Raw genomic sequence first — 21,064 nt, 5'->3', positions numbered from 1 at the left:
GGTCAGCGGTAGCGGCCGGCGAACCAGGAGCGGACGGCCTCCGTGTGGAGCGGGAACGCCAGCGTTTCGGGGGCGCGCAGCACGTCGTAGCCGGAGGTCTCGTCGGTGGGCACGGACGGGGGAAGGGCGGCTGCCGGCCGGGCCGGGAGCAGGCCGAACAGGAGGAGGTGTCCGTCCGGGGAGCTGAGGGCGTCGGCGAGCCGGACGTCGTCCCGGTGGGCCTCGATGCCGGTCTCCTCGCGGAGTTCACGTACGACCGCGTGTTTCCAGTCCTCGGCGTGGTCGACGAAACCACCGGGGAGTGCGCGTCCGCCGAGGCAGGGTTCGATGGTGCGGGTGATGCCGACCAGTCCGGTGCCGTCCGCGTCGGTGACGGGGAGCAGGGCCACGGCGACCGGCAGCGGGTTGCGGTAGGCGACGGCGCCGCAGGCGGTGCAGGTGCGGGGCCAGGCGTCCGGGGACGCGAGGCCGGTGTACACGGCTCCGCAGCTCCCGCAGTGGGAGTCCTTCACGGGCATCTCGGGCTTCTCGGGATCTCTCGTCGTCTCGGACACGCGCGGACTGTATCCGATCTCCTCCCCGGCACCGCCGGACTGGTGGACGATGTGCTCATGACAGGTATCGCTTCCGCTCTCCGTGTCTTGGCAGCCACTGCCGCCACTCTGCTCGCCGTCACCGCCGCCGCCCCGGTGGCACAGGCGAAGCCCGAGCCGAAAGCCCCCCAGGAGTTCGTCTCACTGCGTGCGGTGGATCCCACGATCATCCAGGAGATGCGCTACCCCACCGCGCACGACTTCATGGGTGAACCGGTGGACGGCTACCGCGAACCGCTCTGCATCCTGACCCGGCCCGCGGCCCAGGCGCTGCACCGGACCCAGCTCCGGCTGCTGCGTCAGGGCTACTCGTTGAAGGTGTACGACTGCTACCGGCCCCAGCGGGCCGTCGACCACTTCGTCCGGTGGGCGAAGGACCTCGACGACGAGACCATGAAGGGCGAGTTCTATCCGCGGGTCGACAAGACCCGGCTGTTCGCCGACGGTTACATCGCGGAGAAGTCCGGGCACAGCCGGGGCAGCACGGTGGACCTGACGCTGGTGAAGCTGCCGGCCCTGCCTACCGCGCCGTACCGGCCGGGTCAGGAGCTGGTGCCCTGCTACGCACCGCAGGCCGAGCGCTTCCCGGACAACTCGGTCGACATGGGCACCGGATTCGACTGTTTCGACACGCTCTCGCACACGGACGATCCGCGGATCCAGGGGGTGCAGCGCGCCAACCGGCAGTTCCTGAAGAAGACGCTGACCGACGCCGGATTCATCAATCTGGCCGAGGAGTGGTGGCACTACACCTTCACGCCGGAGGTGTTCCCGGACACCTACTTCGACTTCCCGGTGGCCCGCAGGTCCGTCGCCGGCCACTGAAACCCGAAACGGAGGAACGGGTGACCGGGACCACCCCCGTGGGTTCCGGCCACCCGCTCTTCTTCTCGGACGCGAACCGGGCGTATCCGGTTGCCGTTTCAGCCATTACCGTGCCCGTATGTCACAGCAGACGTTCGACACGTACGAGGAATTCTGGCCCTATTACGTCGCGATGCACTCCCGGGCGGCGACTCGCTGGGTCCATCTGACCGGCACCCTGACCGGTCTCGCGATCACCGCCTACGGTCTGGCGCGCGGACGCAGGCGGTATGCGGCGGCGCTGCCGCTGATCGGGTACGGGACCGCCTGGCCCGCACATTTTCTGATCGAGAAGAACAACCCGGCCTCCTTCGGGCATCCGGCCTGGTCGTTGCGCGGCGACGTGCAGATGATCCGGATGATGCTGGCCGGCCGCGACCGGGAGCTCGCAGAGACCGCCGCCAAGTGGCTCGCCGACAACAGCTGACCGTGGCACACTTCTGACGTTCCGTCAGATCCAGTGCTGGGGAGGGCCTTTGCCGCGCAAACGCATACCCGTGGTGGCCGGGTGGTTCACCGACGACGGCCCCGACGGGGACTTCCGGCTGCTGGGCACCCGATGCCCGCTCTGCTCCTCGGTCTTCTTCCCGCGCCAGGACGGCTTCTGCCGCAATCCGGGCTGCACGGGCGGCGAGCCGGCCGAGGTCCCGCTGTCCCGGCGCGGCACGGTCTGGTCGTACACCGACGGCCGCTATCGCCCGCCGGCCCCCTACCTCTCCGACCCGGATGTGCCCTGGGAGCCGTACACGCTGGTGGCGGTCGAGCTCGCCGCCGAGCGGATGGTGGTGCTCGGACAGGCCGCGCCCGGGGTCGGTGTCGCGGATCTCGCTGTCGGGATGACGGTCGAGGTCGTGCCCGGGGTGCTGGGCACGGATCCGGACGACGACGGCACGGAGTGGACGACCTGGCACTGGCGGCCCGTGGACACCGGCCACGAGGGCGGTGCGCGATGAGCGGGGACGTGGCCGTCCTCGGGGCGGGGATGCACCCCTGGGGCAAGTGGGGACGCGGATTCGTGGAGTACGGCACGACGGCGGCCCGCAACGCCCTCGCCGATGCGGGCATCGACTGGCCGGACGTGCAGTCCGTGGTCGGTGCGGACACCGTGCGCGGCGGATATCCGGGATACGTGGCCGGGGCGACGTTCGCGCAGGCGCTGGGCTGGCAGGGCGCCAGGGTCACCAGTGTGTACGCGGCCTGCGCATCGGGCGCCCAGGCGGTGAACACCGCCAGGGCGCAGATCCTGGCCGGAATGGCCGATGTGGTGCTGGTGGTGGGTGCGGACGCGGCACCCAAGGGGTTCTTCGCCCCGGCGGGCGGCGAGCGGCCCGACGACCCGGACTGGCTGCGGTTCCGGGTGCTCGGTGCGACGAACCCCGCGTACTTCGCCCTCTACGCCCGTCGCCGCATGGCTGTGCACGGGGACACTCCGGAGGACTTCGCGCTGGTCAAGGTGAAGAACGCGGCGGCCGGCGCGCTCAACCCCAACGCCCGCTACCGGGCACCGGTGAGCGCCGAGCAGGTCGCCGCCTCCGCGGTGGTCGCCGATCCGCTGCGGCTGCTGGACATCTGCGCCACCTCCGACGGCGCGGCGGCGCTGGTGCTGTCCAGCATGGAGTTCGCCCGGCGTCACGGGGCCCGGGATCCGGTCCGTATCCGTGCCGTCTCGACCGTCACGCCGACGTATCCGAAGGCGGTGCTCGACCTTCCGGACATCGCGACGGATTCGGCAGTCGCCGTGCAGCCCGCGACCAGGAGCTTCCGCGCCTCCATCGCGCTGGCGGCCTACGAGGAAGCCGGGATCGGGCCGTCGGACCTCTCGCTGGCCGAGGTGTACGACCTGTCCACGGCGCTGGAGCTGGAGTGGTACGAGGACATCGGGCTGTGCCCGGCGGGCGAGGGCGCGGCGCTCGTCCGCGAGGGTGCGACGGCGCTCGGCGGGCGCATCCCGGTGAACCCGAGCGGTGGTCTTGCCTCCTTCGGCGAAGCGGTGCCGGCGCAGGCGATCGCCCAGGTCTGCGAGCTGACCTGGCAGCTGCGCGGCACGGCGGGTGCACGTCAGATTCCGGGGGCGCGGGCCGGTATCACCGCGAACCAGGGGCTGTTCGGCCATGGCTCGGCGGTCGTCGCGGTCCGCTGAAACCGGTCCGCCCCGCTCCGGCGCACACCTTCGACTGCCTTTGCCGTCCACGCCCTTGACGCTCCCTCAGGGGCGGTGAACACTTCCATTCCCAATCGCCGCGGCCGGTCCCACGACGCGCGGCACGTACCCCTGTCGGCGGGGGTACGTGCCGTGTTCCGGTGCCGTCCGGCCGCCTCCGCGGCTACGTCGTGGCCGGTTCGCGCAGTGCGTCCGCGCGAGCCAGCGCGTGCTCGACGACGGCCACCAGCACATCCCGTACGGACGAGCGGTCCCGCGCGTCGCACAGGAGCACCGGCACCTCCGGATCCAGGTCGAGCGCCGCCTGTACCGTCGCGGTGGGGAACCGGTCGGCTCCCTCGAAGCAGTTGACGGCGACGGCGAAGGGGATCGCCCGGCGTTCGAAGTAGTCGACCGCCGCGAAGCAGTCCTCCAGACGCCGGGTGTCCGCCAGCACGACCGCTCCCAGCGCGCCCTGGGCGAGTTCGTCCCAGAGGAACCAGAACCGGTCCTGCCCCGGGGTGCCGAAGAGATACAGCACCAGGTCCTCGCGGAGCGTGATCCGCCCGAAGTCCATGGCCACCGTCGTCGTGGTCTTCGCCTCGACACCGTGCAGGTCGTCCACCGGACGCCCGGCCTCCGTCAGCCTCTCCTCCGTACGCAGCGGCCTGATCTCACTGACCGCGCCCACCATGGTTGTCTTGCCCACTCCGAAGCCGCCCGCCACCAGGATTTTGAGGGTAACGGGCTCCACGGGCCGCCTGTTGCGGCTAGAGCGCCCGAAGGCCATTGATCACCTCGCGAAGAATGTTCACGTCCGGCAGCTCGGCCGGCGGAACGGGACGGGTCACATGCACCAGCTCGTCCTCGACCAGGTCACCGACCAGCACCCGGACCACCCCGACGGGGAGGTCCAGACCGGCCGCGAGCTCGGCGATCGACTGGGGCATGCCGCTGCACAGTTCGACGATCTCCACATGTTCGGGCGAGAGTGTCTGGTCCCGGCCGGGATCGTCGGCCGCGGGTTCGGGGACGACGATCGCGATCAGGTCGAGACGATGACGGGACGCGCTGCTGGTACGTCCCCGCGTCATCGCGTACGGACGGACGACCGGCCCCGCGTCGGCGTCGTACCAGCGCGAGGACTGCGGGCCGCCGGGAGCGGCCGGGGAACCGGAGGAGTCGGCGCTCATGCCATCCACTCACCCTCCGGAGGGCAGACCGGTCGCCCGCGGGGAGTTGGCCAGGTGGGCGCCGACACGCTTGACCATCAGCGTCATCTCGTACGCCACCTGCCCGACGTCCGAGTCGGAGTCGGCGAGCACGGCAAGACAGCTGCCGTCGCCGGCCGCCGTGACGAACAGGAACGCCTCGTCGAGTTCGACGACGGTCTGGCGGACCCGGCCTGCGTCGAAGTGCCGCCCCACCCCCTTGGCGAGGCTGTGGAACCCGGAGGCCACGGCCGCCAGATGCTCGCCGTCCTCCCTCGTGAGGTCCTTGGACGCGCCGGTGGGGAGGCCGTCGCTGGAGAGCACCAGCGCCTTGCGGATGCTGGCGACGCGCTCGACGAGTTCGTCGAGGAGCCAGTTGAGCTCACCGGACCCCTGGCGTGCTGAGTTGGGTGCTGCGGCGTTCGGTGCGGTCATGGACCGTCCCCTCCCGGAGTGGTTCCTTGTGCTGTGTCACCGGGGCCGGTCGCGTCCTCGGCGTTCTGCAGGCGGCCGCGCTGCCAGCCGCGCTGGAGCGAGGCCATGCGGGCCCGAACCTCGTCGGCGTCGCGCTCGATGTCCTCCACCGGCTCCACCGGGTCCGGCTCGGCGGTGCGGCCGGGGGATCCTTCGCGGAGCTGCGGGGCGAGGCTGGCCTGCCGGATCCGGCGCGGCAGCCCGCCGACCGTCTCCGCAGCGCGCACCGGGGCCCTGGCGGGTGTCTCCGAGCGGGGCGCCGGCACCAGGGGGGTGGGCTGCCCGGTGCGTTCCCGGGAACCGTCGGACTGCCGGGGCCCGCCGGGCCGGTCCGGTGCGGGGCGCGTGCTCTGCGGGTCGGCGGCCGCGGGGTGGGCGCGGCCGTTCTCGTCGATCCGGCGGCCCCGGTCGGTGACCAGGGTCGGCGGTTTGCGGCGGGGCAGCGGCCTGATGCCGTCCGGGCGCAGGTCCCGGACACCGTCCGGATCCTCGGCCAGGTCGGCGGCCTGCTGATGCTGGTCGCGCTCGCCGTCGCGCCGGAACTCACGGGCCCGGAAGATGCCGCCGCGCTCGCTCTCGGTGTCCTCCAGGTCGGACACCCCGTCCAGTACCGGGTCGATCCCGGATCCGGCGACGGCTTCGAGGACCGGGTCGCTGGCGAAGTCCAGGGGGCCGACCGGGCCTTCGAGCTCGACCGGGCCGTTCAGCAGCTCCGGGTCCCCCAGGCCGGTGGGCACCGGTGAGAGGCCGTTGGGAGTGCGGCCGTCGGTGGCACGGGGATACGTGCCGGCGCCTTCCTTGTCGCCGCCCGCCGCGTCGCGGCCCGGCCTGCTGCTGGTGACCGCCTTCTCGGACCTGCGGTCGAGGCGGAATCCGGTGCCGTGCGACTCGGGTGCGTCGGTCAGGAGCGCCCCCGGGATGAAGACGACCGCGGTGGTGCCCCCATAGGGCGAGGTCTGCAGCGACACCCGGACGTTCTGCCGCTGGGCCAGCCGGCTCACGACGAAGAGACCGAGCCGGTCGGTGTCGGACAGCTCGAACTCGGGTGTCTCGGCGAGCCGGAGGTTGGCGTCCAGCAGGAGTTCCGGGGGCATGCCGAGCCCGCGGTCGTGGATCTCCAGGGTGAATCCGTTGGCCACACGCTCGCCGTGCACCTGGACCGCTGTGTGCGGGGGCGAGAACACCGTGGCGTTCTCCAGGAGTTCGGCGATCAGGTGGGTGAGGTCGGCGACGGCGGGACCGCCCACTCCGATCCGCGGCAGCCTGCGGACCTCGATGCGTTCGTAGTCCTCCACCTCGGCGACCGCTGCACGCACCACGTCCATCAGCTGGATGGGCTTGCGCCACTGCCGGGACGGTGCGGCTCCGGAGAGGATCACCAGGCCCTCGGCGTGGCGCCGCATACGCGTGGTCAGGTGGTCGAGGCGGAACAGGTCGGCGAGTTCCTCGGTGTTCTCGGTCCGGCGCTCCATGCTGTCCAGGAGGGTCAGCTGGCGGTGCAGCAGCACCTGGTTGCGGCGAGCGAGGTTGACGAACACCTCGGACACCCCGCGGCGCATGTCGGCCTGCCGGACCGCGGCCTCGACCGCGGCCCGCTGCAGGATGTTGAGGGCCTGCCCGACCTGGCCGATCTCGTCCCGCTCGTAGCGCAGGTGCGGGGACTCGGTCTCGACGTCGATGTGTTCACCCGCGGCGAGGCGGCGCATCACGCTCGGCAGGCGCACTCCGGAGACCTCGTGTGCGTCCTTGCGCAGACGTGAGAGGTCGCGGACGAGTTCGCGGCCGATGCGCACGGAGACGAAGACGGAGACGAGCAGGGCCAGGAATCCCAGTACGCCGGCGATGCCCGCCTTGATCAGGACGCCGTAGCCGGCGGGCCGGCCGCGGTCCTGGAAGCGGTTGTTCATCTCGGTCGAGTCGTTGGCCAGCCGGTCCAGGACCGGCGGGGCGACTTCCTGCCAGCGTGCGGCGTCGACCGTTCTGGGGTCCCGGGTGGGGCCCTGGGAGATGAGCTTCTCCTCTGCGGAGCGCAGGGGCTCACTGTCCGGGCTCGCCCAGTACTGCTCGACGCGGCGGCGCTCCGAGGCGGGGAGCACATCGAGGTTGATCTCGTACAGCAGTCCGCGCTTGGCGACGAGGTCGGAGATCTGCCGGAGTTCGGGGGCTGTCAGCCGCCCCGCGAGGAGACCCGAGGCGACGAGTGCGTCTTCCCTGGCGAGCATTTCGCGGGCGCGCGAGACGCCAGCCAGCGCGCGGACCTGCTTGTCCATCGACACGTTCTCCATGACGTGGAGACCGGTCAGGAAGCGGTAGGCGGGGTCGATGAGTCCGTTGTAGTAGTCCATCGCCTTGGCCCGGCCGATGGTGCGCTTGTCGACGGAGTCGCGGAGCGCCTGCAGGCCCTCGGCGGCGCCCAGGACCGAGCTGAGCTCGGTCTCCGCTTCGGGGCGCAGTGCGTCCCGGATGTCCTTCTGCCGGGCGCTCCTGTTGACCTGTTCCACGACCCGGTCGGTGGCCGCGCGCTGGTGGCGCAGGACCGGCAGGGCGTCGGAGGCGCGTGGGTCCGCGAGGTAGACGAGGGTCTGCCGGCGCTCGTTCTGGATGGCGCGGACGGTGTCCTCAAGGGGGTGGCCTATCTTCTCCACCACGGTGCTCGCGCTCATCAGCTGGCCGGCCTCGCGACCGGTCAGATAGGTGGCGAACCCCCATAGTGCAGTGAGGGAGACGAGCGGCACCAGAAGCAACGCCACGATCTTCCTGCGGATGGACTTTCCGCGAAAGCGCATGGCCTCCCCCAGCTCGGCCCCGCGGGGCGGTGATGGTGTTCCGTCAACAAACGGCGCGAGCCTACTACTGACACACAGACAACTCGAAGGCCTGTCCGGACGATTTTCGGCCGCCTTGCTGGGAGTTGACCATGGGTTGTCCTGGTATTCCTGGAGATGAAATTCGCGAAAGAGACAGAAGGGTCCAGCCAGAGCCCCACATCCCTCTCCGCTCCAGTTGGCTGGAATTCTTCGTTCCGTGCCGGTTCGGGGGAATCTTCACAGCCTGGCACTCGTCTGTCTGTACGGGGGTAAGGGGGCTGAAGGGGCGCGTTCGGCAGGACGGGGCGTTCCGTCCGCGTAGAAACGGTGCATGCCGGGCAGCAACCCTGAAGTCGGACAGCGGTGGGGAGTTGAAAGTCCTTGGACACGCAAGAGCGTCATGGCACGGCGGCGCCGGCCCGGGCGGCGCAGGGTCCGGAGCCCGCGGTGGCGCCGGGGCGGCCGGTGATCCCCCGGCAGCCGCTCTGGGTCGAGGAGCCCGCGCTGCGGCGGCGGATGCCTGACCCGGTGCGCAGGTCGGCCGTGCGGGCCGTGCTGATCATGTCACTGACGATCATCCAGGCGATGGTGGCCTTCCTGTCCACGCTGACAGGGTCCTGGCTGGCCTTCCCGATGGTGCTGAGCAGCGTGGCCAGTACGGTCGTCGCGACCTGGTCGGTACTGGATGTGTGGGTCACCCGGCAGGTGTGGAACCAGCGCAACGGCGTGGTGTCGATACCGAGCAGCTCCGCCCGGCAGCTGCGCCGCGAGAGGCGCAGAGCCAGGCGCGCCGCCCGGACCGAGCAGCGGGACAGTGCGCGGATACGCCGGCGGGGCGCTGCGCGCAGGCTGTCCCGGGCCTGAGCGCCGGTGACGACCGGGCCGCGCGGCTGACTGAGCGCGAGGCGCCGCCGGAGCGCAGCAGGCCGGTCGAGCCCGCGCTTCTCCTTATCGGTCCGTGCCGGGCTGCGGGGCGGTATCCGGTTCCGGGGCCGTATCCGGCACGTCTTCGGCGGACGGGCTCGCGGCGGGGGCCGGGAGCGCCTCGGGCGCAGGCGCGGTGCGCTTGAACATGCGGGTGGCGGTGATCTCCCCGTGCACCGTCTCGGCTCCCGGGTCCTGCTGCGGCAGTCCGGGGCGCAGGTGCTCCTCGACGCTGATGTACTTCAGCCCGGCCCGCAGATCGGCGTCGTTGCGCAACCTGATCACCAGGGGGAATTCGGCGAGCGCCGTCGTGTCGAACAGCCCTGTGGTGTAGAGCAGTTGCACGCCCAGCGCGTCCGACACGGCACGCTGGAGCTCCAGCAGATAGGTGGCGTTGGCACGGCCGATGGGGTTGTCCAGGAACAGCGTTCCCGCGTGCTGGTGCCGGTGCCGGTCGCGGCCCCGGTCGTTGCTGCGCAGTGCGGCCATCGTGCAGTACAGGGCGATGGCGGCGGTCAGCAGCTGGCCGCCGGAGAAGACGTCTCCCATCTGCCCGACCGGGACCCGTTCGGCGCGCAGCACCGCGTCCGGCTTGAGGATCTCCACGGCGATGCCCCGGGGCTCCAGCGCCGCCTGCACGCCGCGCAGCAGCAGGGACATGCCGTCCCGGCGCAGGTCGGAGTTCTTCTTCAGGGCCGCCTTGGTGGCCTCGTCGATGACCTCGCCGAGCCGTTCGGTCAGCGTCGCCTGGTCGGGCTCCTCGAAGCGGATACGGAGGAACTCCTGACCGGACCACTCCCCCAGTCCCTCGGGGAGCCGGGAGAGCCGCTGGGCGGAGCGGAGCGTGGTGAGCGCGGAGTCCACCAGGCCGCGCAGCCGGTCGACGATGGAGTCGCGGTTGCGTTCCAGCTGGGCCAGTTCGTCCGTGAGGACCCGGAGCCTGGGGGCGAAGGCGATGGCCCACGTCTCCGCGTGCTCGGGCAGTGCGGCGGCCGGGAGTTCACGGATCTGCTGGCGGGCCGGGGTGCGGACCTGCTCGTAGCGGGTGGAGTTGGCGTGCCGGACCAGTACATCGCTCGCCTCCCGTACCGCCGCTTCCGCGGTGGACAGGTCGGCGGCGCAGCCGCGCAGTGAGCGCCGGGCCTCGGCGGCGGACTGCCGGGCCTCGTCGAGGCTGCCGGGGTACGGCTCGGGGGTCTCGGGTTCGTCGTCGCCGTGGTCCCTGAGGAGGTCGCGCAGCAGGGCCGCGGTCTCGTCGAAGCCGCCGGCGGAGTCCTCGGCGGTGCGGTGGGCGTGCAGCAGCTCGGCGTGGGCCGCCCTGGCGGTGTCCAGGGACGCGGTGGCGGAGGCCAGCTCGGCCGTGGCGGTGCGCAGGAGTGCCTGGGCCTGTTCGGCGTCGGCGGGGACCTGTTCGCCCGGGAGTTCGGTGTGGAGGCTCTCGCCGTCGGCCGGGGCCAGCCGCTCGGCTTCGCCGCGGAGCCTGCCCAGCTGCTCGCTGGCGGCCGACGCACGGGTCTCCAGGAGCTGGACCAGGGATTCGGCGCGGGCGACGGCCGCCTGCCGGGACGGGCCGTCGGCGCCGTCCGTCCCTTCCAGGAGCTGGGCGGCCCGGGTGCGGACCTTGTTGGTGAGCCGGTCGAGCTCGGCCAGTGCGGCGCTCTCGTCGCTCTCCGCCCGGGACTGTTCGGCGCGCAGATCCGCGCCGACGCCGACCTTCTCGTAGAGCTGGGACGCCGCCCGGTAGGCCTCGCGCAGGGCGGGCAGCGCGTGGCGCGGGGCATCCGGTGCGGGCTCCGGGAGGTGCTCGGGCGCACCGGCGATCTCGGCCCGCTCCGCCCGCAGGGCGCGGGCGGTCCTGCGGGCGTCGTCGGCGGCGCGCTGGGCGGCCCTGCGGTCCTCGTCGGCGGCTCTGGCGCGCTCCAGACAGGCGGTGGCGCGGGCCTCGGACTCCGCTGCCTCGTCGACCAGCTCGCGCAGCTTCGTCTGCCAGCCCGCCCGTTCGCGGAGGCGGAAGGCAAGTCCGGCGAGTGCGTCGGCGGCCCGGCGGGCGCGCTGGGCGGCCTCCTGGCGCTCGTCGCGGACCCGGGCACCGTCCGCGGCGGACTCGTCGGCCTCGGCGCGCACGGTACGGGCCTCGGCGAGCGCGGCCTCGGCCGTCTCGGCGGCCGTACGGGCACTGCCGGCCGCTTCCGCCAGTTCGGTGAGCCTGCCGGGCGGGCAGTCCACCCGCCAGGAGCCGATCCGGGCGGCGAGCGCGCGGTCGGCGGTGAGACGGGCCGCGAGGGTGCGGATGTCCTCGTCGCGAGCGGCGGCACGGCTCCTGAGCGCGTGCCGCTCCTCGTCCGCGGCATGCTCGTCGTGCATGGCCGGGTTCGGCGGGACGAGGAAGACCCCCTCGCCGTTCGCGGCGGAGCCGGTGCCGGGCTCCGGGACGGGTGCGAGCAGGGCAGCGGCGGTGCCGACGGCCACTGCGGAACGCGGCAGCAGGGCGGCGGCGGCGAGGACCTCACGGGCTCGGGCGTGTGCGTCCGGGTCGGTGATGACCACGCCGTCGACGAGTTCGGGGCGGGCCGCGAGGACGACGGCGTGGTCGGCGGGGTCGACGGCCTGGGCGAGGTAGCGCCAGCCGGGCAGGGCGGGGATGCCGTGCTCGCCGAGGTACTCGACGGTCGCGAGGACGTCGGGGCCGGGCGGCAGCAGTCCGCCGTCGCCGAGCGCACCCAGGATGCGGGAGTCGTCGGCGGCCGCGGTGCGCAGCTCGAAGAGACGGCGTTCGGCAGAGCTGACGCCCTGGTCGAGGAGCTCGCGCAGCTCGTCGGCGTTGCGGTCGAACTCGGCTGCGTTGAGCGGCTGTTCGGCCGCGCGGGACTGGCGGGCCGTGACGGTGTGGGTGCCGTGCGCGGCGAGTTCCGTGCCGTCGCCTGCGGTGCCGGCTGCCGGTCCGTCCCCGTCCGGGCCCTCCTGGGTGGGTTCCCGCTCCTCGGTGCCGGTCCCGCTCTCGGATTCGGGCCCGGTCGCGCCGCGCCTCGGCCGGGGTACGCCGCTGCTCTGCGTGGGCAGGCCGAGCAGGTCGGCGAGACGGTGCTCGGCGGCGATCGACTCGGCCGCCCTGAGCTCGGCCTCGTAGGCCTGCTCTGCGGCACGCGCGCCGTCGGCGGCCCGTGCCGCGGCGAGTTCGGCGCGGCTCTCGGCGGCTGCTGCCTGCCGGGACCGGTCCGCCGCGGAGCCCGCGGCCTCGCGTGCGGTGTCCCAGGCGGCCACCGCGGACTGTTCGGCGTCGTTCGCGGCGAGGGCCGCACGGGCCGGGTCGGCGTTGGGTGCGGTGTCGTCGAGCCAGCCGGCCCGGACCGCTTCGGCGGTCTCCTGCTCGACCTCGGCGAGACGCTGGCGCAGGTGGCCGACCTCGCTGCGGGCACGCTGGGCCTCGGTGGCGGCGGTGGTGGCGTCGCGGTGCGCGGCCTCGCCCGTGGACTGAAGGGTCTCGGAGCGGGCCTCCTCCTCGTTGGCCACGCTCTCGCCCGCCTCGGCGGCGGTGTGCAGGGCCCGTACGAGATCGGCCGCCGCGGTGGCGCGTGCGGCCAGTGCCGGGGCCGCGTCGCGCTCGGCTTCGCGGATGGCGACGGCGACGCGCGCGGCGCGGTCGGCGGCGGCACGGTGCCGCAGTACGGCCTCGGCGGCCTGCCAGGCGGAGTGCAGGGTGCGGGCGTCGCCCAGCTCCTTGCGCTGGGCCGCCGCGCTCTTCTCGGCCGCGGTGAGGGCCAGGGAGGCATGCCGGTAGGCGAGTTCGGCGGCGATCAGGGCGGCGCGGCCTCGGGTCTGCTCGGCGCCGGTGACGGTGTGGGCCGCGCCGGTGACCTGCTGGGCGAGCTCCGCGGTCCGGCCACGCTCCTCGGCGGCGCGGGCGGAGAGCCTGCGGGCCAGGGTGCGGGTGCGACGCTCGGCTCCGGCGTGGACGTCCCGGGTCCGCGAGCGCGTTGCGGTCGCCTCGACGATGCGGCCGAGCAGGTCGACGGAGCCCGCGGTGAAGTCGCGCTCGGCGGTGAGTTCCGCGCGGCGGCCCAGTTTGTTGCCGAAGCCGCTGACGAGGTCGGCCAGGCCGTCGGTGTCGCGGGTGTCGGTGACGGCACGCAGCAGCAGGTCGGTGAAGTCGGAGTCCTTCTTGACGGCGAAGAGTCCGGCGGCCTCGCCCTCGTCGGCGTTCATCTCGCGCTGGTAGCGGAAGAGTTCGGGGTCCAGGCCGATGTCGCCGAGGTGCTCGTTCCAGCGGTCGTGGATCTCCTCCCAGTGCACGTCGAGGTGCTGGTAGAACTTGCCCGCCTCGGTGAGCGCGTCGCGGAAGCCCTTCATGGTGCGGCGCCGGCCACGGGCACCGGAGACGCCTTCGGCGGGGCGGCCCACCGAGGTCGCCTCGGCGACGGGCAGCGAGTCGAGACTGAGTCCGGGGCCGGGCCGGAAGGAGTACCAGGCCTCGGCGAACTTCCTGGGATCGTTGGAGACCTGGCGCCCGCGCCACTCGCTGACCTTGCCGACGACGACGCACTCGCCGGTCAGGGTGTGCTGCCACTCCAGCGCGACATGTCCGCAGTCGTCGGCGAGCAGGAACTTGCGCAGTACGCCCGAGCTGGCGCCGCCGAGGGTGTTGCGGTGACCGGGCAGCATCACGGAGAAGATCAGCTTCAGCAGGACGGACTTGCCGCCGCCGTTCTCCAGGAAGAGCACTCCGGCGGGGGCGGGGCGGCGCGGCGGGCCGACCGGTTCCTCCTCGAAGAACTCCGCCTGCGCCGGTGCGGGGTGGGGCACTGGCTCGCCGACCCCGCGCAGGTCAAGCACGGTGTCGGCGTAGCGCGCACCGGCAGGCCCGATGGAGTAGAGGCGGACCCGGGACAGCTCGTACATGGCGGCGGACTCTCGTCGTTCAGGCAGCGGGAGGGAGACGTCGGTGGCGGGGCCGGCCGTGGGGGCCGGTCAGCCGTGGAAGGGCAGGCCTGCGTCGGCCGCCAGCTCCAGGTCGTCGGGGTCGGGTGGCGGAAGCAGCGTCGCGGACCCGTCGGTGACCGGTACCACGCCCAGTTCCAGCAGTTCGGCCATGGCGGCGCTTCCTGCCATGTCCCGGACCTGCAACTGGTAGCGGGCGGTGGTGCGGAAGGCTCCGCCGGCGTCGTCCCCGGTGCGCTGGAGGAAACCGGAGTCGGTGAGGAAGGCGACGGCCTTGCCGACGATGCCGGTGGTCGAACCGGCCAGCCGCCGGGCGTCCTTCGTCGCTCCGGTGGAGCTGCGCCGGGCGTAGACCCGCCAGCCGGCCTCCAGGCCGGGGGCGTCACTGGCCGGGTCGGTGTTGTCGCCGTGCTCCTCGGCGCGCTCCTCCAGACGGTGGCACGCCTGGCGTACGAAGGCGTCGACGCCGTTGACCGTGATCCGGCCGATGTACGCGTCGTCGGCGAGATCCTCGGGGCGCGGGAAGGCCATCGCTGCGACGGCCAGGTGGGCGAGCCCGTGCAGGAAACGGTCGGCGGAGTCCGGGGAGGCCCGGCGGGCGTAGTCACCCATGCGTACGGCGAAGACCGAGTCCTCGCCCGCCGTGACGGCCATGCCGGCCCGGGTGGACACCTCGAGCACGATGAGGCCGAGCCCGGTGGCCACGGCGTCGGCGAGCCGGGCGAAGGCCGGCTCCTCCCGGTAGCGGCGCAGCAGTTCGGCGTACTCGGCGTCGCGGGCGGGCAGCAGCTTGGGCTGGAGTCCGAAGGCGACGAGCCGGGCGGCGTCGGCGGCATCGGCCGGGGTGACGGCGGCGGGTGCGGCCGGCTGTGCGGTCGCGGTCCGGTCGGCCGGGTACGCGGCGGTCTGCTCGCCCCACGCGTCGGTGTGCTCTGCGCGGTGGTCGCTCACGAGGGGCGCTCCTTGCTGCGGACGGGGTTCGGTACGGGATGGGCGGGCCGGGTCTGCCCGGGCGCCGCGCGGTGCGGACCGGCGGCGGTGCTCGCGGCAGCGGTCCTGTCGGGCCGCGGCGCCCTCATGCGGCCTCCGAGCGGTCCGCCGTCGTGCCGGCCGCGTCCAGCAGTGCCGTGCCCACGATCAGGTCGGCGCCGCCGAATTCGGGGTCCTCCAGCTGCGTCCCGTCGTCGACGGAGAAGAGCAGGCGGCGCTCGCCCTGCCGATAGGCGGTGCCGACCGGCGGGCTCGCCGCGTGCACCGCGAGCAGGGCGACCAGGTACGGGAGCTCGGGATCACGCCGCCTGGCCTCGGCCAGCAGGCCGGAGAGGCGGCGCGGTGCGTCGTGCTCCAGATCCAGCAGCTCCATGGCGCTCGCCAGCTGTTCCTCGCTGAAGCGGCTGTCGGCCGGGGTGGCGATCAGATCGGGTTCGGGCATCTCGGCGCCCAGGTGTTCGCGCTCCAGCGGCGGGGTCAGCAGCATGTCGACCAGGTCACCGACCCGCACGGAGGTGGGGGTGCGCAGCCCGGTGCCGTGCGCGAAGAACGCGTCGGTGGCGCGGATCGCCTGCTCGACGGGGAGCGGCAGCAGCGGTGCCAGCAGCTGTCCGTACAGGTCGAGACCGGTGCGGGCGGCCGGCTGGGCGAACGCCTGCCGGTCCTGCTCGGCGCGGAACAGCGGTCCGGCCTCCAGCAGCCGCGACTGCAGCTGGGTGTGGCGGCGGATGCAGTCCTTCACGATGTCGACGAGCTCGGCGGCGCGGCGCTTGTGCTCGGGCTCCTCGGCCTCGTCACGGGCCTTGCGGATGTTGGTGAGGATGGCGTTCTCGTGGCGGTAGCGGTCGGCGACGTGGTCCAGGGCCTCGGCGATCATGTCGGGCACGGCGTTGAGCCAGTCGACCGCCCGGACGTTGCGCCGGGTCGCGTCGAGCGTCTTGCGGAGGGTCTCCGCGTACTGCACGGTCCGGTAGCGGGCCTGCTCGGCGGCGAGCTGGGCGTCGGCGAGACGGCCGCGGCTGATCAGGACCTCCAGCTTCACCTCGGCGGCGATCTGGGCGCTGGTGACGTCCGTGTCGAGGGCGCCCACCAGGACGTTGACCGCCTCGTCGGTGGCCCGTAGGTAGACGCTGCCGCCGTATCCCGGGACTTCCTCGATCAGCTTGAAGTCGTAGTCCCGGCGGACGTATGTGCCGTCCGGACCGAAGGTGCCGTAGACGGCGCGGAAGCCGCGGTCCACACTCCCGACGTTGATCAGGTTCTCCAGCACCCAGCGGGCGACCCGTTCGTGCTCGGCGACCGGGCGGCGTGGGGCCTGCGCGGCGACGCGCGGGAGGAGTCTGGTCACTATCTGGTCGTGGTCGGCTCCGGTGTCGAAGTCCATGTTGAGTGTGACGAGGTCGATCGCGGCGAGAGCGACCTCGGCCATCGCGTAGACGGTGAACTCACCGGCCAGGTTCGCCTTGCGCACGTCGAGGTCGTGCAGCGGCGCCGTGCAGGCGAGCGCGCGCAGCCGCCGCGAGAGCCCCTCGTCGGCGGCCGGGCCCGGGGCGGGCCGGGGCCCCGCGCTGAGCTGGGGCGCAGCGTTTTCCGTGTAGGCAGGCGAAGTCACGCTGCACAGATTAGGTCCTCGGACTGACAACGGTCGAAACGGCGCAGAAGCGGCTGGTTGCCCCGGAGTCGGTCATGCCCTCCCGGACGGCTCCACGCGGCCCGGCGGTCCTCGGCCGCAGCCGCTCACCGGCCCTCGGCGCGGGCCGCAACTCCGGCCGCACACAGCCTCGGTGATGTGGCGCCCCGGCCGTGTGCCGGTCCGGCGGCGTCGCGCCGCGCGCCCCCGACGCGCAACACCCTTGCTGTTCCCGCCCCGGTCAGACGGCGGGTGCGTCCGGACCGATCCTGCTGCGCACGGCCGTCTGGACCTCGGCCTCCTCGGCCGGGTCGGCGGCCAGCCGGCGCAGCCGCTCGGCCACCCTGATGTCTCCGGTCTCCGCGTGGCGTGCGGCGACCTCGCGGGTCGTCTCCTCGCAGTCCCACAGGCACTCGACGGCGAATCCGGTGGGGAAGGAGGGGTCGGTGGCGGCCAGTGCGCGGGCGGCCCGGCCCCGCAGGTGGGAGGAGGACGTCTCGCGGTAGACGTGGCGGAGCACGGGAGCCGCGCAGGCGATGCCGAGGCGTCCGGTGCCGTCGACCAGGGTCCACAGCCGGGGAGCGTCCGGCCCGTCGCCGCGTACGGCTTCGCGCAGCGCGCCGAGGACCAGGGGTGCGTCCTGTGCGCCGCCGCGTCCGGCCAGCACTCCGGCTGCCGAGGCGCCGAGCGCGTCGGGCCGTCGGGCCCAGCGCCGGGCGCGGTCGACGGCCGCTTCGCCGCACATCCGCTCGAAGGCGGCGACGGCCGCGTCGGCGACCGTGCGCGACGAGCTGACCGCAGCGGCCTCGATCAGGTCGAGCACGGCCGGATCCTGGGCCTCGGTCAGATAGTGCAGGGCTGCGCAACGAGCGCCGTCGGGACCGCTGCGGGCGGCCTCGACGATCACGGGCCGGTCCTCGGGCCCCGCGACGGCGGCGAGGCAGCGGGCGGCCGGCACATGGAGATCGCTGCCCCGGTCGAGCCCCTGTTGGGCCCAGTCGAAAACGGCCTGGACGCTCCAGCCGGGGCGGGGTCCTCCGGGCCGCATCTGCCGCTGCCAGCGGTCGAACGAGCCCTGTTCGGATGCGACCCTGACCCGGGCGCCGACCGCTTCGCGGGGGTCGTCGGCCCAGAGCCGCCAGGGCCGGGGTTCGAAGGCGTCACGGACCGTGGCCGCCAGCTCGGCGGCCCCTTCCGCGTCGGTGGCGAAGCGGGCGAGCACGGGCGCGGCGAGGGAACGGAGTCCGGCGTCGTCGTCACGCAGGGCCAGCTCGTCCAGGGCCCAGGCCCAGTTGGAACCGGTCGCGGCGTAGCGCCGCAGCAGGGCCAGGGCGTCGTCGCGGCCGTACGAGGCGAGGTGGCCGAGTACGGCGAGGGCCAGGCCGGTCCGTGACTCGTCCGTGTCGAGGTGGTCGTCGGGATCGTCGAGGTGCCGCTCGATCTCCTCGATACCGCCGTCGAGGTCGAGATACAGGCGGGCGTAGTAGAGGGAGCGGTTCTCCATCTGCCAGTCGTGGCGCGGATCGCTCAGGACGCAGTGGTTGAGAGCCGCCAGGGCCTCGGGGCGCGGTGCGGCGAGCGCGTGGAGCGTGCCGTCGCCACGGCCCCTCTGCAGCAGGCCGAGCAGGGTGCCGCTCGGCGCTATGAACGGATCGAACATGGGGAAAGCCTCACATCAAGCTGTCGACGCAACCGGGACTGTGCAGTTCCACGTGGGCGGGACGCCCCTCTAGGCCGCGCAGCAACATGATCGGCCGACCGCCGTCTTCTGCCTGGTGTAGACCATCTTCCTCTGCCTCTCGTCGGTGGCCCGAATCGGGCCCGCGACGTCATGATGACCCAGCCATTTCGCCACCGCGACCACATTTACGGCGGACCCGGTCAGCGGGAACCGAAGAGTTCCAGCAGGTCGGCCTTGCCGAACATGTGTGCGGTGTCCAGGGCGGAGGGTGTTCCGGCCGCAGGATCGGCTCCCGCGGCGAGCAGGGCCGCGATCACCGCGTCCTCGCCCTTGAAGACGGCTCCGGCGAGCGGCGTCTGCCCCCGGTCGTTCGCCCGGTCCGGGTCCGCGCCGCGGCCGGCCAGAGCCGTGACCGCGAGGGCGTGTCCGTGATAGGCGGCGAGCATCAGCAGCGAGTCGCCCCGGTCGTTGGTGAGGTTCGCGGGAACTCCGGCGTCGACGTAGGCCGCGAGTGTCTCGGTGTCGCCGTGGCGCGCCAGGTCGAAGACCTTGGTCGCCAGCTCCACCACCTCGGGATCAGGGGTTTCGCTCATCGGGGGGACCGCCTTCCAATAACCGATTTCGCCGCCGCCGGCCCGTGGGGGAATCCGCCTCGGGGCCGTACGGGTGAATCGACAGAGTACTGCCCGGACACACACATGCCCCTGCCCACCTACGGCAAAAGATCACGTCCAGTGACGACGAAGCGATGCGTGACCCCGAAAACCGTCCCGACCTGCGTCACGCTGTCCGCCAGTTCAGTGAAAAAGCCCATTTTTCACCCACTTGCACCTTTTATCCTATAGATACTTCCGGTGACCCTGGAAGGACTCATGGTGACTGTCCCCCCAACCAGGAGAACCACTCATGATCCTTTCCATGTCAGGCGTCGTCATCCTCGGCATCATCGTCTTCCTGTTCTTCAGGAAGGACGGCCTCAAGGCGTCGCACGCCCTCGTCACCGCCCTGTTCGGCTTCTACCTGGCCGGTACCGCCATCGCACCGAGCATCACCGCGGGCGGCGCGAGCCTGGCCGGCCTCCTGGGCGGGATCAAGTTCTGACCCTCCGCTCCCGCTCCCACCCCCTTCAGGAGACAGACGTGGCCCGGCGACCACTCCCCCGCATTCTGAGCAGCGGCAGCGCTTCGATCACTCGCAGTCGCGAGTTCGCGCGCACGGCCGCCGACAGCGCCACCGATGTGCTCCACCCGCTGATCATGATCACTCGTGGTCTGCGGCTGCTGGCAGGTGCAGGACGGCAGAAGTGGGCCGCGACGCCCAAGGACCGGCGTGGTCCCACGCTGTTCCTCGTCGCGGCCTGCGTACTCGTGGTCGCGCTCATCCCGTACGGGTCACTGCTGGCCCTGGTCACGGTGATGGGCGCCGCCGCATGGAAGGGACGGGAGCGCACTCCCGTCAGGACCGGCCCTGACGAGGCGGAGACCGGGCGCCTGCAGGCTCTGTACGACGCGCTCGTGCCGTACTTCTCCACGGCTGACGACCCCAGTCCGCTGTTCGCCCACGGCGGCGACTGGGACCAGGTCTTCAGCGACTACGAGTTCGACGGCGACGGCCGGGTCTCCCGGCTCCGGGTGACGTACCCGGCGTACTTCACCGACAGCGAGGCCGCCTCCCGCGCCCGGATCGAGCAGCTGCTGCACGCCAAGTCCGGCCGCGGCCGGGAGTACCACTTCAGCTGGGACGAGGAGGGCAACCAGCTCGTCATGAGTGTGCTCGACGCCCTGCCCACCTCGATCACCGCCCAGCGTTTCGTCACCGCCCCCGGCGAGACCGTCCTCGGCTTCACGGACGACGACGCGGTGCAGCGCACCGTCCCGGTGAGCGACGGGGACGGGACCCGGGACGCACCGGGGGTCGTCTGGCGGACCGGCGCACGCTCCACGGAGCCGCATCTGCTGATCGCCGGTCAGCCCGGCAGCGGCACCACCGCGCTGCTGCGCTCCATCGCCCTCCAGGTACTCCAGCAGGGCGACATCCTGATCATCGAAGGCAGCGGCACCGGCGAGTACGCATGCTTCAACGGCCGCGAGGGCGTGCTGGCCGTGGAGTGCGGGCTGGCCGGGGCGCTGGCCACCCTGGAATGGGCCGCGCACGAGACGGAGCGCCGGCTGATCGAGGCCAACCGGGCCAGGCAGTGCGGTGACGCCGTCCCGGAGGACACCAGGCGCCCGCTCTGGATCCTGCTGGACCGGCCCAGCGTGCTCGGCCACCTGGCCGCCGCCGACGGCGGACCCGACCCGCAGGAGCTGCTCCAGGTGCCCCTGCGGCACGGCAGGGCCGCCAACGTCACCGTCGTCATGACCGAGCAGTTCGACAGCCTGGACAGCCTGAGTGACACCGTGCGGAGCCACACCCGGGCCCGGGTGGTGCTCGGCCGCTGCACCCCCGCCCAGATCGAGTCCGTGCTGGGCGTCGAGCCGCACACCACCCCGACCCCGGACGTCCCGCCCGGCCGCGGGTACGCACGGCTCGGCACCGGCCCGGTGCTGCGCATCCAGGTGCCGGCCACCCCCGATCCGTACGACGACGCGACCAGCGAGGCGGAGCGCCAGGCCGTGCTCGGCCTGCTGCCCGAACGGCGGACCGCGATCGAGGCGACCGCGCCCGAACCGGTACCGGAGGACACCGGGACCGCGCCCGAACAGGTGCCTGCGGACACCGTGACCGCTTCTGTCGCCATGGAGGCGGTGACCGTCAGCGACTGACGGATGCGGTGATGCAGTGAGGGAGGGCCCCCGGATCCGGTGATCCGGGG

Annotated in this window: 17 protein-coding genes; 7 read left to right on the top strand and 10 right to left on the bottom strand. The window is 72.7% G+C overall.

From position 1 onward, the window contains the following. Positions 1-2: 2 nt before the first annotated feature. Positions 3-518, bottom strand: coding sequence for an NUDIX domain-containing protein (locus ACFVW8_RS28110; RefSeq protein ID WP_389694762.1), 516 nt, complete (start codon positions 516-518; stop codon positions 3-5). Positions 519-611: 93 nt separating this feature from the next. On the opposite strand from ACFVW8_RS28110, the gene ACFVW8_RS28105 reads away from it, so the two are divergent. The 4 genes from ACFVW8_RS28105 to ACFVW8_RS28090 all read left to right on the top strand — a co-directional run bounded on the left by ACFVW8_RS28105 (position 612) and on the right by ACFVW8_RS28090 (position 3,597). Next, positions 612-1,418, top strand: a complete 807-nt coding sequence (locus ACFVW8_RS28105) for a M15 family metallopeptidase (RefSeq protein WP_389694753.1) — start codon at positions 612-614, stop codon at positions 1,416-1,418. Positions 1,419-1,536: 118 nt separating this feature from the next. Next, a complete protein-coding gene (locus tag ACFVW8_RS28100; protein WP_389694751.1) occupies positions 1,537-1,884 on the top strand; it encodes an Mpo1-like protein in 348 nt (115 codons plus the stop codon). A 49-nt stretch (positions 1,885-1,933) separates the two neighbouring features. Continuing rightward, positions 1,934-2,410 (top strand): Zn-ribbon domain-containing OB-fold protein, encoded by a 477-nt coding sequence (locus ACFVW8_RS28095; protein ID WP_389694749.1) that lies wholly within the window; start codon positions 1,934-1,936, stop codon positions 2,408-2,410. Further along, the gene (locus tag ACFVW8_RS28090) at positions 2,407-3,597 is read left to right on the top strand and encodes a lipid-transfer protein (protein ID WP_389694748.1); all 1,191 of its coding nucleotides are present in this window, start codon (positions 2,407-2,409) and stop codon (positions 3,595-3,597) included. Before ACFVW8_RS28095 ends, ACFVW8_RS28090 begins: the two co-directional genes overlap by 4 nt. 184 nt (positions 3,598-3,781) lie before the next feature. Here ACFVW8_RS28090 and ACFVW8_RS28085 read toward each other — a convergent pair whose 3' ends face one another. From ACFVW8_RS28085 to ACFVW8_RS28070, 4 genes are read right to left on the bottom strand one after another with little or no spacing between them, the layout of a single operon-like run. Further along, positions 3,782-4,387: an ATP/GTP-binding protein gene (locus ACFVW8_RS28085; RefSeq protein WP_389694746.1), complete on the bottom strand. Its 606-nt coding sequence runs from the start codon at positions 4,385-4,387 to the stop codon at positions 3,782-3,784. Beyond that, a complete protein-coding gene (locus ACFVW8_RS28080; protein ID WP_389694744.1) occupies positions 4,368-4,790 on the bottom strand; it encodes a DUF742 domain-containing protein in 423 nt (140 codons plus the stop codon). Before ACFVW8_RS28080 ends, ACFVW8_RS28085 begins: the two co-directional genes overlap by 20 nt. A gap of 9 nt (positions 4,791-4,799) precedes the next feature. After that, positions 4,800-5,243, bottom strand: a complete 444-nt coding sequence (locus ACFVW8_RS28075; protein WP_389694742.1) for a roadblock/LC7 domain-containing protein — start codon at positions 5,241-5,243, stop codon at positions 4,800-4,802. Next, positions 5,240-8,068 (bottom strand): nitrate- and nitrite sensing domain-containing protein, encoded by a 2,829-nt coding sequence (locus ACFVW8_RS28070; RefSeq protein ID WP_389694740.1) that lies wholly within the window; start codon positions 8,066-8,068, stop codon positions 5,240-5,242. The genes ACFVW8_RS28075 and ACFVW8_RS28070 overlap by 4 nt, the downstream gene beginning before the upstream one ends. 402 nt (positions 8,069-8,470) lie before the next feature. On the opposite strand from ACFVW8_RS28070, the gene ACFVW8_RS28065 reads away from it, so the two are divergent. Beyond that, positions 8,471-8,953 (top strand): hypothetical protein, encoded by a 483-nt coding sequence (locus tag ACFVW8_RS28065; protein ID WP_389694738.1) that lies wholly within the window; start codon positions 8,471-8,473, stop codon positions 8,951-8,953. An 84-nt stretch (positions 8,954-9,037) separates the two neighbouring features. Here ACFVW8_RS28065 and ACFVW8_RS28060 read toward each other — a convergent pair whose 3' ends face one another. The 5 genes from ACFVW8_RS28060 to ACFVW8_RS28040 all read right to left on the bottom strand — a co-directional run bounded on the left by ACFVW8_RS28060 (position 9,038) and on the right by ACFVW8_RS28040 (position 18,842). After that, positions 9,038-13,909 carry a hypothetical protein gene (locus tag ACFVW8_RS28060; RefSeq protein WP_389694736.1) on the bottom strand — a complete coding sequence of 1,624 codons (4,872 nt, stop codon included), beginning with the start codon at positions 13,907-13,909 and terminating at the stop codon, positions 9,038-9,040. 69 nt (positions 13,910-13,978) lie between these two features. Beyond that, a complete protein-coding gene (locus ACFVW8_RS28055) occupies positions 13,979-14,899 on the bottom strand; it encodes a hypothetical protein (protein ID WP_389694734.1) in 921 nt (306 codons plus the stop codon). A 124-nt stretch (positions 14,900-15,023) separates the two neighbouring features. Further along, a complete protein-coding gene (locus ACFVW8_RS28050; protein WP_389694732.1) occupies positions 15,024-16,550 on the bottom strand; it encodes a hypothetical protein in 1,527 nt (508 codons plus the stop codon). A 259-nt stretch (positions 16,551-16,809) separates the two neighbouring features. Further along, positions 16,810-18,228, bottom strand: coding sequence for a HEAT repeat domain-containing protein (locus tag ACFVW8_RS28045; RefSeq protein ID WP_389694730.1), 1,419 nt, complete (start codon positions 18,226-18,228; stop codon positions 16,810-16,812). A gap of 221 nt (positions 18,229-18,449) precedes the next feature. Next, entirely contained in the window at positions 18,450-18,842 is a 393-nt protein-coding gene (locus ACFVW8_RS28040) for an ankyrin repeat domain-containing protein (protein WP_389694728.1), read from the bottom strand. 313 nt (positions 18,843-19,155) lie between these two features. Between ACFVW8_RS28040 and ACFVW8_RS28035 the strand changes: the two genes are divergently transcribed. Together ACFVW8_RS28035 and ACFVW8_RS28030 are read left to right on the top strand one after the other, a co-directional pair. After that, positions 19,156-19,350, top strand: coding sequence for a hypothetical protein (locus ACFVW8_RS28035; RefSeq protein WP_018103962.1), 195 nt, complete (start codon positions 19,156-19,158; stop codon positions 19,348-19,350). A 38-nt stretch (positions 19,351-19,388) separates the two neighbouring features. Further along, positions 19,389-21,014: a hypothetical protein gene (locus tag ACFVW8_RS28030; RefSeq protein ID WP_389694726.1), complete on the top strand. Its 1,626-nt coding sequence runs from the start codon at positions 19,389-19,391 to the stop codon at positions 21,012-21,014. Positions 21,015-21,064 lie beyond the last annotated feature (50 nt).

The sequence above is a fragment of the Streptomyces sp. NPDC058221 genome (assembly GCF_042882365.1).
Lineage (GTDB): Bacteria > Actinomycetota > Actinomycetes > Streptomycetales > Streptomycetaceae > Streptomyces.
Note: the sequence above shows the minus strand (reverse complement) of the source record. Positions and strands in the feature narration are given on the sequence as shown.

Coding starts and splice junctions, on each gene's coding strand:
- ACFVW8_RS28110 (WP_389694762.1), bottom strand. CDS start 518: ATGCCCGTGAAGGACTCCCACTGCGGGAGCTGCGGAGCCGTGTACACC.
- ACFVW8_RS28105 (WP_389694753.1), top strand. CDS start 612: ATGACAGGTATCGCTTCCGCTCTCCGTGTCTTGGCAGCCACTGCCGCC.
- ACFVW8_RS28100 (WP_389694751.1), top strand. CDS start 1,537: ATGTCACAGCAGACGTTCGACACGTACGAGGAATTCTGGCCCTATTAC.
- ACFVW8_RS28090 (WP_389694748.1), top strand. CDS start 2,407: ATGAGCGGGGACGTGGCCGTCCTCGGGGCGGGGATGCACCCCTGGGGC.
- ACFVW8_RS28085 (WP_389694746.1), bottom strand. CDS start 4,387: ATGGCCTTCGGGCGCTCTAGCCGCAACAGGCGGCCCGTGGAGCCCGTT.
- ACFVW8_RS28080 (WP_389694744.1), bottom strand. CDS start 4,790: ATGAGCGCCGACTCCTCCGGTTCCCCGGCCGCTCCCGGCGGCCCGCAG.
- ACFVW8_RS28075 (WP_389694742.1), bottom strand. CDS start 5,243: ATGACCGCACCGAACGCCGCAGCACCCAACTCAGCACGCCAGGGGTCC.
- ACFVW8_RS28070 (WP_389694740.1), bottom strand. CDS start 8,068: ATGCGCTTTCGCGGAAAGTCCATCCGCAGGAAGATCGTGGCGTTGCTT.
- ACFVW8_RS28060 (WP_389694736.1), bottom strand. CDS start 13,909: ATGTACGAGCTGTCCCGGGTCCGCCTCTACTCCATCGGGCCTGCCGGT.
- ACFVW8_RS28045 (WP_389694730.1), bottom strand. CDS start 18,228: ATGTTCGATCCGTTCATAGCGCCGAGCGGCACCCTGCTCGGCCTGCTG.
- ACFVW8_RS28040 (WP_389694728.1), bottom strand. CDS start 18,842: ATGAGCGAAACCCCTGATCCCGAGGTGGTGGAGCTGGCGACCAAGGTC.
- ACFVW8_RS28035 (WP_018103962.1), top strand. CDS start 19,156: ATGATCCTTTCCATGTCAGGCGTCGTCATCCTCGGCATCATCGTCTTC.